This window comes from Micromonospora sp. NPDC005237 (genome assembly GCF_040607775.1).
Classification (GTDB): domain Bacteria; phylum Actinomycetota; class Actinomycetes; order Mycobacteriales; family Micromonosporaceae; genus Micromonospora.
Genome location: NZ_JBEXHJ010000009.1, coordinates 230,400 through 244,392, shown reverse-complemented (window position 1 = coordinate 244,392; position 13,993 = coordinate 230,400). Strand labels below are relative to the sequence as shown.

Annotated in this window: 8 protein-coding genes; 2 read left to right on the top strand and 6 right to left on the bottom strand. The window is 74.3% G+C overall.

Annotated features, from left to right (window positions below):
- The first annotated feature begins 114 nt into the window (after positions 1 to 114).
- Positions 115 to 1,134 (top strand): aldo/keto reductase, encoded by a 1,020-nt coding sequence (locus tag ABZT87_RS25135; protein WP_355066410.1) that lies wholly within the window; start codon positions 115 to 117, stop codon positions 1,132 to 1,134.
- 60 nt (positions 1,135 to 1,194) lie between these two features.
- Here the strand turns inward: ABZT87_RS25135 and ABZT87_RS25130 are convergent, their stop codons facing one another.
- From ABZT87_RS25130 to ABZT87_RS25115, 4 genes are read right to left on the bottom strand one after another with little or no spacing between them, the layout of a single operon-like run.
- A complete protein-coding gene (locus ABZT87_RS25130) occupies positions 1,195 to 1,386 on the bottom strand; it encodes an MbtH family NRPS accessory protein (RefSeq protein WP_007461660.1) in 192 nt (63 codons plus the stop codon).
- Positions 1,379 to 4,528, bottom strand: a complete 3,150-nt coding sequence (locus ABZT87_RS25125) for a beta-ketoacyl synthase N-terminal-like domain-containing protein (RefSeq protein ID WP_355138526.1) — start codon at positions 4,526 to 4,528, stop codon at positions 1,379 to 1,381. Before ABZT87_RS25125 ends, ABZT87_RS25130 begins: the two co-directional genes overlap by 8 nt.
- Positions 4,525 to 7,812, bottom strand: coding sequence for an amino acid adenylation domain-containing protein (locus ABZT87_RS25120; protein WP_355138524.1), 3,288 nt, complete (start codon positions 7,810 to 7,812; stop codon positions 4,525 to 4,527). Before ABZT87_RS25120 ends, ABZT87_RS25125 begins: the two co-directional genes overlap by 4 nt.
- Positions 7,809 to 10,139: a non-ribosomal peptide synthetase gene (locus tag ABZT87_RS25115; protein WP_355138522.1), complete on the bottom strand. Its 2,331-nt coding sequence runs from the start codon at positions 10,137 to 10,139 to the stop codon at positions 7,809 to 7,811. The genes ABZT87_RS25120 and ABZT87_RS25115 overlap by 4 nt, the downstream gene beginning before the upstream one ends.
- A gap of 463 nt (positions 10,140 to 10,602) precedes the next feature.
- Between ABZT87_RS25115 and ABZT87_RS25110 the strand changes: the two genes are divergently transcribed.
- A complete protein-coding gene (locus ABZT87_RS25110) occupies positions 10,603 to 12,924 on the top strand; it encodes a BTAD domain-containing putative transcriptional regulator (RefSeq protein ID WP_355138520.1) in 2,322 nt (773 codons plus the stop codon).
- A gap of 110 nt (positions 12,925 to 13,034) precedes the next feature.
- On the opposite strand, the gene ABZT87_RS25105 is transcribed toward ABZT87_RS25110, so the two are convergent.
- Positions 13,035 to 13,490 (bottom strand): glycerophosphodiester phosphodiesterase family protein, encoded by a 456-nt coding sequence (locus tag ABZT87_RS25105; protein WP_355138750.1) that lies wholly within the window; start codon positions 13,488 to 13,490, stop codon positions 13,035 to 13,037.
- Positions 13,463 to 13,936, bottom strand: a complete 474-nt coding sequence (locus ABZT87_RS25100; protein WP_355138518.1) for a glycerophosphodiester phosphodiesterase family protein — start codon at positions 13,934 to 13,936, stop codon at positions 13,463 to 13,465. Before ABZT87_RS25100 ends, ABZT87_RS25105 begins: the two co-directional genes overlap by 28 nt.
- Positions 13,937 to 13,993 lie beyond the last annotated feature (57 nt).

Below are 13,993 nucleotides of genomic sequence, written 5' to 3'. Positions count from 1 at the left end.
GGCAAACGGAACAGTGTTCCGTATATTGGTTAGCGGAACATGGTTCCACTTGTTCAGGATGCCAGAGCAGGTGGGCCACGGCCAACCACGCCCCTTGAGCACGGAGGAACAACCATGCAGTACCGCACCTTGGGTCGCACCGGCGTCCAGGTCAGCACACTCGTGCTGGGCGCCATGAACTTCGGCAAGCTGGGACGCACCAGCCAGGACGAGGTCACCGCGATCGTCGACGCCGCCCTGGAGGGCGGGGTCAACCTGATCGACACCGCCGACATGTACAGCCAGGGCGAGTCGGAGGAGATGGTCGGCCGGGCGATCACCGGCCGCCGCGACGACATCGTGCTGGCCACGAAGGCCGGCATGCCGATGGGCGACAGGCGCGACCACCGGGGCAGCTCACGCCGCTGGCTCGTCACCGAGTTGGACAACAGCCTGCGCCGCCTCGGCGTCGACCATGTCGACCTCTACCAGATCCACCGGTGGGACCCGACCACCAGCGACGAGGAGACGCTGTCGGCGCTGACCGACCTGCAGCGGGCCGGAAAGATCCGCTACTTCGGCTCGTCGACCTTCCCCGCGTACCGCATCGTGCAGGCCGAGTGGGCCGCGCGGGAGCACCACCTGAGCCGCTACGTCACCGAACAGCCCAGCTACTCGATCCTGCAACGCGGGATCGAGACCCACGTCCTGCCCGTGACCGAGCAGTACGGCCTCGGCGTTCTGGCGTGGAGCCCGCTCGCCTCGGGCTGGCTCTCCGGCGCGGTCCGGGCGGGCCGGGAGATCACCACCAGCCGGTCGACGCTTCTGCCGGAGCGCTTCGACACCGCACTCGCGGCCAACCAGGCCAGGATGGACGCCGTCGAGCAACTGGCCAAGGTCGCCGACGAGGCCGGCCTCACCATGATCCAGCTCGCGCTCGGGTTCGTCACCGCGCACCCGGCCGTGACCAGCGCGATCATCGGTCCCCGCACGATCGACCACCTGCACTCCCAGCTCGCCGCCGCGGACACCGTGCTCTCCGCCGACGTGCTGGACGCGATCGACGCGATCGTCGCGCCGGGCGTCGACCTCGCCGCACACGAGAAGTTCGACACCCCGCCCGCCCTGCTCGACCCGGCCCTGCGCCGTCGCTGAGCCCGGCGCGGGCACGTCATTGGGTCACCGACGCCGCTCGGCGGGCCGGTGACCGGTCGCTCAGCCGGCGGCCAGGTGCTCGCGGACGCTGCGGGGACGCATGTCAGTCCAGGTGCGCGTCACGAAGTCCAGGCACTCCTGGCGGCTGCCGGCGCAGCCGGCGTCCCGCCAACCGTCCGGCACCTCCTTGTGCCGCGGCCACAGGGCGTACTGCTCCTCGTCGTTGACCACCACGCGGTGTTCGTCAGCCATCGGGGTTGCCTTCCTCGTGTCGGGCCAGGTGCAGCTCGCGAGCGAGACTCTCCGGGGACAACGCCCGGATCTCCGCGAGCAGGTCGGTGAGGTCGCCGTCCGTGGGCGGGGAAATCGCCGGGGGTACGGCGGGAGCGGGCCCCGCCAGCGCGGCGACGGTACGGGCCATCGCGGCGGGGGTGGGTGACTCGAAGATCGCGGCGGGCGGCAGGTCGACACCGAGCGCGTCGCGCAGTCGCGCCACCACCCGGGTGCCGAGCAGCGAGTGCCCGCCCAGCTCGAAGAAGTCGTCGTCGGGGCCGATCTCGTCGACGCCGAGCAGGTCCGCCCAGATCCGCCGCACCACCTCGTACGGCTCGTCCCCCGTCGAGGCCGTCGCCGCCACCGATCCCGCCGTCACCGATCCGGCCGGGGCCGGTGGCGGCGGCGCGGTGACCGGCGTGACCTCGTCGGCGGCAACGGGTCCCGGCCGGTACGCGTCAACCCAGTGCCGGTCACGCGCGAACGGGTACGTGGGCAGGGGTACCCGACGTCGTCCGTCGGCGCGGCCGTCGGGCCAGCGCACCGGGGCCCCGGCGAGCCAGAGCCGGCCGACGGCCCGGGCGACGGCGTCGTCCTCGCCGGTCGGCGTGCGCTCGGCGGGCAGGCTGGTCACCACCGGCACCCCCCGTGCGGCGTCGTGCTGCCGGACGAGGGTGGCCAGGGTGCGACCGGGGCCGACCTCCAGCACCGCGTACCGCTCGCCGAGCAGCAGGGTGGCCGCGGCGGTGAAGTTGACCGGACGGCGCAGCTGCCGCACCCAGTAGTCGGGGTCGGTGGCCTCGTCGTCGGTGAGCCAGCCGCCGGTCACGTTCGACACGACAGGCAGGGTGGGCGGACGCAGCGGGACCTCCCGCAGGTGCGCGGCGAAGCCGGCCAGGGCCGGGTCCATCAGGGCCGAGTGGAACGCGTGGGAGGTGCGTACCTCCCGACAGGCCACCCCGCGCCCGCGCAGGTCGGCGGCGAGCGCGGCGACGGCGGCGGTCTCGCCGGAGACGGTGGTGAGGCGCGGCGCGTTGGCGGCGGCCACCTCCACTCCGGCGGGCAGCAGCGCCGTCACCTCGTCGACGCCGAGGGCCACCGAGAGCATCGAGCCCGGCGCCTGGGCCTGCATGAGCCGGCCGCGGACGGCGACGGTGGCGAGCGCGTCGGGCAGGGTGAAGACACCGGCCAGGCAGGCGGCCACGTACTCGCCGAGGCTGTGCCCCGCCATCGCGGCCGGACGTACGCCCTGGTGGCGCAGCAGTTCGGCGAGGGCGTACTCGACGGCGAACAGGGCCGGCTGGGTGAGCCGGGTCTCGTCCAGCTCGGGCGCGGCCGGGACCGCGTCGCCGGGTGGGCAGAGCAGCGCGCGCAGGTCCACGTCGAGGTGCGGGCGCAGCAGGTCGGCGCAGCGGTCGAAGGCCTCCCGGTAGGCCGGTTCGGTGCGGTAGAGGGTGCGGCCCATTCCCGCGTACTGCGCGCCCTGCCCGGGAAAGAGCAGCGCCACGCCGGCCGGCGTGCCGGTGGCGACGCCGGTGCGGACCAGCGTCGAGTCACGGTCGGCGAGTTGGGCGGCGGCGGTCGTGGCGTCACGGGCGACGGTGACGAGCCGGTGGCCGAACTCCCGTCGGGTGCGCGCGAGGGTGTACGCGACGTCGGCCAGCGGCACGTCGGGGTGCTCGCTCAGGTGGGTGGCGAGCTGGTCGCGGGCCCGGTCGAGCGCGTCGGCGTCCCGGGCGGAGATCACCAGCAGATGCGCTGAGCGGCCGTCGTCGGGGAGGTGATCCGCCGGTTCGGCGGCCTGGAGCACGACGTGGGCGTTGGTGCCGCCGATGCCGAAGGAGCTGACCGCCGCACGGGACGGCGTGCCCAGGTCGGGCCAGGGCTGCGCGGTGGTGGGCACGTGGAACGGCCCGCCGGCCAGCTCGGGGTGCGGGTCGGTGCAGTACGGGCTGGGCGGCACCACCCGGTGATGCAGCGCCAGCGCGGCCTTGATCAGCCCGGTCACCCCGGCGGCGACGTCGAGGTGACCGAGGATCGACTTGACCGAGCCGAGCGCGCACCGGCCTCCGTCGGTGCCCCGACCGCCGTCCGCGCCCGGGCTCGCATCTGCGCCCCGGAACGCCTCGGCCAGGGCGCGCAGCTCGATCTGGTCGCCCAGCTCGGTGCCGGTGCCGTGCGCCTCGACGTAGCCGATCGTGGCGGGGTCGACCTCGGCCACCTCCTGGGCGGCCCGGATCGCGGCGACCTGACCGTCCACACCGGGCGCGGTGAAGCCGACCTTCATCCGGCCGTCGTTGTTGATCGCGGAGCCGCGGATGACCGCGTACACCGTGTCGCCGTCGTCGCGGGCGTCCGCCAGCCGGCGCAGGACGACCACGGCGGCGCCGTCGCCTCCCACGGTTCCGGTGGCGCGCACATCGAACGGGCGGCAGTGCCCGTCGCGGGACATGATGCCGCCGGCCTCGTGCCGGTAGCCGGTGCCGGTGGGCAGCAGGACGTGCGCGGCGCCGGCGAGCGCGACGTCGCACTCGCGGGCGAGCAACGCCTGCGCGGCGAGGTGCACGGCGACCAGAGACGACGAGCAGGCCGTCTGCACCGCCACGGCGGGTCCACGCAGGTCCAGGTGGTACGCCACCCGGGTGGGCAGCGAGTCCTTGTCGTTGGCGAGCATCAGCTCGTACTCGGAGACCGAGTCGAGCCGCGGGTTGCGGAACAGGTGGTGCAGGAGGTAGCCGCTGGCCGCGGCGGCGGCGTACACGCCGACCAGCCGGTCGGGGTTCCCGGCGAGGTGACCGGCGCGTTCCAGGGCGGTCCAGGCGGTCTGCAGGAAGAGCCGCTGTTGCGGGTCGAGCAGCCGGGCGTCGCGGGGCGAGTAGCCGAAGAAGCCGGCGTCGAACCGGTCGATGTCGGCCAGCGCGCCGTGCGCCGGCACGTGGTCGGGGTGCCGCCGCTCCTCCTCGCTGAGGCCGGCGGCAGCCAGCTCCGCGTCGGTGAACCGGGTGATGGTCTCCTCCCCGGCGAGGATCCGCTGCCACAGCTCGTCGATGTCGGCGGCGCCGGGAAAGCGGCCGGCCATCCCGACGATGGCGATCTCCAGTCCGGTCTCCTGGTCGGTCACGCTCGTCCCTCCCCCGCCGGCACCGGGCGGGCCCGGCGGGCCCGGTCGGCCAGCGCCTGCTTGCGTTCGTCTCGTCGCCGGCCACCGGCCGGTGCGGTCGTCGGGGCTGCCGTGCCGTCGAGGAACCGGGCCAGCAGCGCGATGGTCGGATAGCGGAACAGCTCGACGGCGGGCACCGGTCGGCCCAGCCGTTCGGTGAGCCGGGTCTGCACCCGCGCCAGCAGCAGTGAGGTGCCGCCCAGGTCGAAGAAGTTGTCGTCCGCGCCGACGTCGTCGAGCCCGAGCACCTGCCGCCAGGTGTCGGCGATGGCCCGTTCGACAGCGCCGTCGGGTGCCACGTACGCGGCGCCGAGGTCGGCGCGGGCCACGGTGGGGGCGGGCAACCGGGACGGGTCGAGCTTGCCGCTGGACGTCACCGGCAGGTCGGGGACCACCACGAAGGCGCTCGGCACGAGATAGCGGGGCAACCGCCGGAGCAGGCTCTGGCGCAGCTCGTCGATCGCCAACCCGTCGCCGACGAGGTAGCCGACCAGTCGTCGACCGCCGGGCACGTCGGTCCGCACCACGGCGGCAGCCCGGCGCACCCCCTGACACTGCCGCAGTTGGGCCTCCACCTCACCCAGCTCGATCCGATAGCCGTTGATTTTGACCTGGTTGTCCGCCCGGCCGAGGAAGACCAACTGCCCGTCGGCACGCCAGCGGACCAGGTCGCCGGTGGCGTACATCCGCTCCCCCGGTGTCGGCGCGTACGGGTCGGGCAGGAAGCGCCCGGCGGTGAGCGCGGGGTCGCCGTGGTAGCCGCGGGCCACCCCGGCCCCGCCGAGGTGCAGCTCGCCGGGCACCCCCGGTGGCACCGGCCGCAGCTCGGTGTCGAGCACGTAGGCGCGGACCCCGGTCAGCGGCCGGCCGATCGGCAGCTCGGTGTCGGTGGCCGCGCAGTGGGCGGCGGTGGCGGTGACGGTGGCCTCGGTGGGGCCGTACCCGTTGATCAGGAGCCGGTCGCGCGACCAGGCGGCGGCGACGTCCGGGGCGCAGGGTTCGCCGCCGACGGTGAGTATCCGCAGGTCGGGCACTGCAGCGGGGTCCAGCGCGTCGAGGACCACCGGCGGCAGGTCGGCCACCGTGACGCGGTGCCGGGTGAGCGCGGCGGCCAGGTCGGGGCCGGGGGTGCGCTCGTCCGGGCCGAGCAGGCGCAGCGTGGCGCCCGCCGTGAGTGCGGTGACCACATCGGACAGCGCCACGTCGAAGCTGATCGAGTGGAACTGCAGGACCCGGTCGCCGGCCCGGACGCCGACCAGCCGGGCCTGCGCGGCGGCGAGGTTGCTCAGCCCCCGGTGGGTGCCGAGGACGCCCTTGGGCAGCCCGGTCGAGCCGGACGTGTAGATCAGGTAGGCGGCGGCGTCGGGGTGGATTGCCGTCGGGAGCGCGGCGTCGACGGCCGTCGGCTGCTCGTCGAGGCGCAGCAACGGCACGCCGGTGGTGGGCAGCGCCAACTCCGCGTCGGCAGTGGTGACCACGAGGGCGGCGGCGGAGTCGGCGAGCAGGTGCGCCAGCCGGGCCGCCGGCAACTGCGGGTCCAGGGGCAGGTAGACCCCACCCGCCCGGAGTACGGCGAGGAACGTGACCACCCAGTCCGGGCCGGCGGGCAGGCAGACCCCGACGGTCGTCTCGGCCCGCACGCCCCGGGCGGCGAGGGTCCGGGCCAGGCGGTCGGCCCGCGCGTCCAGCTCCCGGTAGGTCAGGGCCTGATCGCGGTACGCCAGGGCGACCGTCTCCGGTGTCGCCGCGGCCCGGCGGGCGACCAGCTCGCCCAGGCTCGGCTGGCCCTGCGGCGCGGGCGCGGTGGCGGCCCACCGGTCGACCAGCTCCCGTCCGGCGGGCGCGTCGAGCAGCGGCAGCCGGTCCACGGGGGTGTCCGGGGCGGCGAGCGCGGCGGTGAGCAGGGTGTCGAGCTGGTCGGCGAGCGCCCGGGCGGTGGACTCGTCGAAGAGCCGCGTCCGGTACTCGATCCGCCCGTCGATGCGGCCCTCGTACGGGATGACGGTCAGCGTCAGGTCGAACATGGACGTGCCGGTGGGCGTCTCACCGCTGGCCAGCACGTTCACCCCGGGCAGGGTCAGCCGCTGCTCCCAGCCGTCCTCGACGGCGAACATCACCTGGGCGAGCGGGTGCCGGCCGGCGTCGCGGACCGGGCGCAGCTCCTGCACCAGGGCGTCGAACGGCACCGGGTCGGTCAGCGCGGTCAGCGCGGAGTCCCGCAGCCGATCCAGCAGCGCGGCGAAGGTCAGTTGACCGTCGACCCGGCTGCGCAGCACCAGGGTGTTGACGAAGAAGCCGACTGCGGTCTCGCTGTCGAGCGTCTGCCGGTTCGCCACCGGGGTGGCGATCAGCAGGTCCGGCTGCTGGCTGCGGCGGTGCAGCAACGCCGCCCAGGCCGCCGCGAAGATCATGTACGGCGTCGCGCCGGTGCGGCGGCCCGCCTCGGCGACCCGGTCGGCCAGCTCCGGTGGCCAGGAGAATTCAATCTCGTGGCCGGCGTCCTCCAGCTCGGCCGGGCGGGGCCGGTCGGTCGGCAGGTCGAGCCCCGGCGGCGCGCCGGTCAGCGCGTCGCGCCACCAGTCCAGCCGCCGGGCCAGCTCGGTCGGGCCGAGCAGTCGGTCCTGGGCCAGCACGGCCGGTACGTCCCGGGGCACCGGCGGCAGCGCCGGACGCCGCCCCTCCCGCAGGGCCGCGTACGCCGTCGACAGCTCCTCGAAGAGCAGACCCATGCTCCAGCCGTCACACACCACGTGGTGCAGGGAGAGCAGCAGCGCGAAGTCGCTGGGGCCGGTGCGGCACAGGGTGGCCCGCACCAGCGGCCCCCGGGCCAGGTCGAAGGGGCGTACCGCCTCGGCGGCCGCGTACTCGTCGATCCGCTCCGGCGCGACGTCCTCGACCACCAGCGGCAGACCGGTCGGCGGCAGGACGAGCTGGTACGACTGCCCGTCCAGCGGCACGAACACCGTGCGCAGCGCCTCGTGCCGCGCCACGACCTCGTCGAGCGCGCCGCGCAACGCGGCCACGTCCAGGTCGCCACGCAGGTCCACCCGGTACGGCACGTGGTAGGCCGGGCTGTCCGGGCGGAGCTGCGCCAGCAGCAGCATCCACTCCTGGGCGGCGGTGAGCGGGTGGATGCCGTACCGGTCGCCGTCGGCGCGGATCGCGGCGAGGAACGCCCGCCGCCGTTCGGGCGGCAGGGCGTCCACGCGCTGGCGCAACTGCGCGGGCGTGAGGGCTCCGATCATCGGGCGATCCCCTGTTCGAGCTGGTCGAGCAGGCCGGCGAGGTCGGCGGGTGGCGGCCCGTCCGACGCGACCGGCAGGGCCGCTTCGGTGGGCTCGACCGGCACTCCGCTGATCTCGTCGGCCGCGGCGGCCAGCCCGGCCACGGTCGGGTGGTCGAAGATCAGCCGCAGCGGCACCTCCGCGCCGATCGCGGCGGCGAGCCGGGAGCGGACCCGGGTCGCCTTCAGGGACCGCCCGCCGAGGTCGAAGAAGTCGTCGTCGCGGCGGCGCACCGGCACGCCGAGGACGTCCTGCCAGATCTCGGCCACCGCCCGCTCGGTGGGTGTCCGCAAAGCGTCGTCGTCGCCTGTCGCGGCGGCGTCGGGCGCGGGCAGCGCCGCGACGTCCACCTTGCCGTTGCGGTTCAGCGGCAGCCGCGGCACCACCACGAACACGGCCGGCACCAGGTGATCGGGCAGTTGCTCGCGGGCCCGCTCCCGGACCGCCTCGACGCGCACCCCGTCGTCGGGCACGACGTACGCGACCAGTCGGGCGTCTCCGGCGGCGTCGCGGTCGGCGCGCACGATCGCGTCCCGCAGCAGGCCGCCAGCGCGTAGCGCCTCGGTCACCTCGCCCGGCTCGACCCGGTACCCGCGGATCTTGACCTGGTGGTCCGAGCGGCCGACGAACTCGATCAACCCGTCCGGGCGTTGCCGGACCACGTCGCCGGTGCGGTAGAGCCGACCCCCGGTGCGCGGCCCGAACGGGTCGGGCACGAACTTCTCGGCGGTCGCGTCGGGGCGGCCGAGGTAGCCGCGGGCCACCCCGTCCCCGCCGATGAACAGCTCACCGAGCACGCCCGGCGGCACCGGTTGCAGGAGCCGGTCCAGCACGTACACCCGGGTGTTGGCGACCGGGCCGCCGATCGGCACGATCGGGTCCACGGCGGTGAGCCGGGCGCAGTCGTACGTCGTGGTGTAGGTGGTGGCCTCGGTCGGACCGTACCCGTTGACCAGCGTCGTGTCCGGACAGGCCGCGCGGAGCCGGTCCACTGCCGTCCGGTCGGCCTGCTCGCCGCCGAACGTCAGGTAGCGCAGCGCGGCCAGGGCGTCCGGCGCCTCGGTCGCCACCTGCCGGGCCACGGACGTGGCCAGGAACATCATCGTCACGCCGGTGTCGCGCAGCCGGGCGCGCAACCGGTCCGGCACGATCACGTCGTTGATGTCCAGGTCCGCCAGGCAGGCGCCGTTGAGCAGGGCGCCCCACACCTCCAGGGTCGCCGCGTCGAACGACATCGTGGCGGCCTGTCCCATCACGTCGTCCGGGCGTACGTCGACGAAGTTGGTGTCGCGGACCAGCCGGACGATGTTGCGGTGGCTGACCCCGGTGCCCTTGGGGCGGCCGGTGGAGCCCGACGTGTACATGACGTACGCGAGCTGGTCGGGATGGATGGTCACCGCCGGCGGGTCCGCCGGGCCGTCGTCGGCCGGCAGCCGGTCCACGACGATCCGGGGCGTGTCGTCGTCCGGGAGCCGGTCGGCCAGCGCGGCGGTGTGCAGGATCGCTCCCGGTGTGGCGTCGCGGCACATCAACGCCAGCCGCTCCGGCGGGTATCCGGGGTCCAGCGGCAGGTACGCGGCGCCGACCTTGAGCGTCGCCAGCGCGGCGATCACCCAGGCGGTGGTGTCTGCGAGGCAGATGCCGACCAGCGTCTCGGCGCCGATCCCCAGCCGGCGCAGACGCTCCGCCAGGTGGTCGGCACGCCGGTCCACCTCCCGGTAGGCGAGGACCCTCTCGCCGTCGCGCAGCGCGGGCGCATCCGGGGTCTGCCGGACCCACTGGGCGAACAGGTCGGGCACCGACCTTTCGCGCGGGTAGTCGGTGTCGGTGGCGTTCCAGTCGATCACCACCTGCCGTTCCGTCGCCGGGTCGAGCAGCGGGAGGTCGGACAGGCGCGCTCCGGGCCGCTCCTGCGCCCGGGCGAGCAGCACGGCCAACGCCGCCCCGATCGACGACCCTGGGTGGTGGCTCACCGTGGCCGCCGGGCGTTCGTCGGTGTCGTCGATCAGCAGCCGCACCGCACCCCGATAACCGGGGGGCGCCTGATCGGAGCTAATCGATACCACCGGCCGATAGTCGGGAACCGTTTCGGGCAATTCCGCGTCGTGCTCCCGGGCCTCGCGCAGAGCCGTTCGGACCAGGTCCCGCAGCTCGGTCCACGTGGGATCCTCGGGCAACCGGACCCGCACGGGCAGCCAGCGTCCCGGGCCGGTCGGCGCGGCCGGCGTCTCGGCGAGCAGGTCCCGGCCGCCGACCCAACGGTGCAGCAGCGCGAACAGGCCGGCCAACGAGCTGACCTGCGGCTCGACCGAGTCGCATGGCAGATCCGCACGGGCTTCCCCGGCAGGGGCGGTCGGAGGCGCGAAGGGCAGGTCCGGCGGCTCCGGGAGGTCCGTGAGCTGCCGTTCCCAAAAGGCGGAAAGGCCAGGGAAAACTGTCTGTTCGGTCATCGGATCTCAGCTCCGATCGGCGGGTGACACGCAATGCCGGGAAGTCTGGACCGCGCCCGTGCCAGTTGCTTGTAGGGGCCGTTCGGGTGCCGTTGCGGCGGTCTGAGGGAAACCTGAGTGCGTGTTTATGCCGATAGCGCATTGCAGTCAGTAAGTACACCGACTCTTTTGGTTATGGCGATGCCGCTCGATGAAGACAATGATCGGGCCCGGGGGGAAGCCACGCCGGGGGCGACGACTCGTAGTGCCCGGTTGTCTCTTCGCTCGCCTGAGCCTCCACGAGAGAACACAGGAGCGGTGAATGTCCGGAGACAATGTCAACCATGCCTGGCGCCCGTCGACGCCGGCTCGCAGCGAAGGTGGGGACGAGGCATCGACCGCAGAACGACACCCTACGGGTGGTGACCCGGGTCGGGCGCTGCGCCGCCTCGCCTCCGCCGGTGACCGCGCGGCCGCGCACCTGTGGCTCGCCACCCAGCCCGACCTGCTGGCCGCGACACCCGACCCGGCCGACGCACCGGTCGCGGAGATCTGGCGCGCGGCGCTGCGGCACCACCTCGCCGGGGAACCACACCTGGCGACGGCCCGCCTGGCGACCGCGCCGATCGGCGCGACCGGCCCACACGCCGTGCAGCTGTACTGCCACGCGGCGGTGCACCACCTGCTCGACGACGACATCGAGCGCGCCAGCACCGACGTCGAGGAGGCGGCGCGTGCCGCCCACGCGTGCGGCGTCCCGACCGCCCACCAGGCGTACGCCCGGGTGGTCGTGCTGCTCGCCGCCGCCACCGGCGACGCGGCGGCGACCCGCGGGCGTGTGGAGGCGACCGACGGGCTGCGCCGCGCGGACGCCGGCCTGTTCCGGTTGATGGTCCACCTGGACCTGGCCGGCCACCTGCTGTGGGCCGGCGACGCCGCCGACGCGCTGCGGCACGCCGAGGCGGCCGTCCGACTGACCGAGGTGGCGGGCGACACCGGTTTCGAGCCGTACGCGCTGACCCTCACCGCAGTGGCGAAGTGTCAGCTCGGCCGGTTGGAGGAGGCGCTCGCCGACGGCGCCGCAGGGCTTCGCCTGCGGGAGCTGGCGGGAGTCGCCGCCGACGAGGCGATCTCGCTGGCCGCCCTCGGGATGGTGCACCGCCGCCGGCGGGAGCCGCGGCAGGCCCGGCAGGCGTTGGAGAGCGCTCTGGCCGCGGTGGGCAGCGGTCAGCCGCGCATCGTCTCGACCGCCTGGGTCCTGGCCGAGCTGGCGCGGATCCGCGCGGCCGACGACCTGTGCGCCGCGCAGGATCTCGCCGAACGGGCGGTCACCATGGCCCGGGAGCCCGAACGGCCGTACGCCCTGCTGGCCCGCGGCTGGGTGGCGTTGCTGCGCGGTGACACCGTCGCCGCCCACTTCGACGCCGCCGAGGCCCGCACCGGCGCGACCGTCGGGCGGCGACGCGCCACCCTCGTCGAGGCGCTCCAGCTCACCGTGCTCGCGGCGGACGACCCGCGCGCGTCCGCCGGGCTGCTCGACGACGCCGCCGCGCTCTGCCGGGAACTGGGCGACCCGGCCGAGGAGGCCACCGTCCAGCTGATCGCCGCCCGGCTACAGGGACGGCAGGCCCGCCGCGGCGCCGAGGGCGCCGAGCAGAAGCTGCGCCGCTGCGGGGTACGCCTGGACCCGGGCGTCGCCGACGGGCTCACCGCGATCACGCTGCGCGTACCGGCGGTGGTCATCCACACGCTTGGCGACTTCCGGGTGTTCCGGGCCGGCGCCGTCGTCCCGTACGGCGAGTGGCAGTCCAAGAAGGCACGGGACCTGCTGAAGATCCTCGTCGCGCACCGGGGACGCGCCGTGCCCCGGGCCAGGCTGATGGAGCTGCTCTGGCCGGACGAGTCGCCGTCGCGGACCGCGAACCGGCTGTCGGTGCTGCTGTCCACGTTGCGCCGGGTGCTCGGCACCGGACGCCGCACCAGCGGCCGGGGCGCGGTGCTGGCCGACCGGGGTTCGGTGGCGATCGACCTGGACGTGATCGACGTGGACGTCGAGACGTTCCTGACCGCCGCCGAGGAGGCGCAGGTCGCCCTGCGGGGCGGACACCCGGACACGGCCCGCGCGCTGGTCCGTGCCGACGAGCTGTACGGCGGGGACTTCCTCGCCGACGACCCGTACGAGGACTGGGCGCAGCCGCTGCGGGAGGAGGCGCAGGTCGCGCACACCAGCGTGCTGCGGGCTCTGGCCCAGCACGCCTCGGACACGGACCAGAAGCTGGTCTACCTGATGCGGCTGGTGCACCGGGACCCGTACGACGAGGACGCCCACCTGGAGTTGGTGCAGGTGCTGCGCGCGGCCGGGCGGCACGGCGAGGCGCAGCGGCGTTATCGCACGTACGTCGAGCGGATGCGGGAGTTGGGCATCGCGCCGGCCGGCGGCGAGGCGACCGACCCCGACGCGGGGCCCGCCGGGGCCGGCGGCGGGCAGCACGCCGAGCCGTCGGCCGGGGCACTGACCCGGTGGCGGGCGCCGGCCGCGCAGACCCGGCCGTGGACGACGGAGTTGGGCGGCGCCCACCGCCAGACCGGCGTCCCGGCGCAGCGGACGGGGAATCCGAGGAGGCTCATTGAGCATCCGGCCTGACCGGGCCGCCCGACCGTCGCCGGCCGCGCCGGGGCAGGCCCGCCGCACGGGACCGGCCCCGCGAGCGCGCCAGGCGGCTCACGGGACCGGCCCCGGATCGGGCGTGCCGGTCAGTGGCGGGGCTGGTAGCTCTTCGGCAGCCGCATGCCACGCTCGGCCATGATCGCCCGGACCCGGTTGGGGTAGTTGGTGATGATCCCGTCGACGCCCATGTCCATCAGCGCGGACACGGTGGCTGGGTCGTCGCAGGTCCACGGAATGATCTTCAGGCCCCGGGCGTGCGCCTCGGCCACCATGGTCGCGTCCGGGTAGAAGCGGAAGTTCGGGTCGCTGATGGTCCCGTTCTGCGGGAATCCGTAGTTGGGCGACAGGGCGGTGACGCCGGCAATGGCGGCGGCGGCCTTCACGAAGTCACCGTCGTAGTCGTCAGCGTCGATCCCGCCCAGCCAGGGGGACGCGCCCGGCTGGCCGACCTGGAGAAAGTCGTAGTTCGTGAGGGCCACCAGCGGCCACTTCGGCGCGAGCCGGTGCATCTGGCTCAGCGCGCCCCAGTCGAACGACTGGATGGTGACCTGCTTCTCGATGCCGGAGGAGTGGATCTCCTCGAAGACCCGCCGGACGAACAGCTCGCGAGGCGCGGTCTGCTCGGGCGCGCCCGGTCCTTGATGTACTTGCCGACGTACGGGTACATCGGGTCACCGGCCGTGACCGGTGCGGTGTCGGCGCACTTCTGAGCGCTGATCTGGCGGTCGTGGTTGACGACCACCTTCTGGTCCTTGGTGATCTGGGTGTCCAGCTCCAGTGTGGTGACACCGAGACGCATCGCCTTGCCGAAGCCCTCCAGCGACTCCTCGGTAGTCATGCCGATGCCGCCGCGGTGGGCTTGGAGGTCGAAATGGGTCTTCCGGGGGTGCAGCGCGCTGGCGCTGTCGACGGTTGACGCGTGCGCGGCCACCGGAGCGGCGAGCGCGGGCAGAACGGCAAGGCCCGCCAGAACGTGACGTAGGGACATGGTGCAAACCTCAGCTCTTTCAGGTGCAGATGCCCTGGTGAGGCTAGGTGGGAGGCG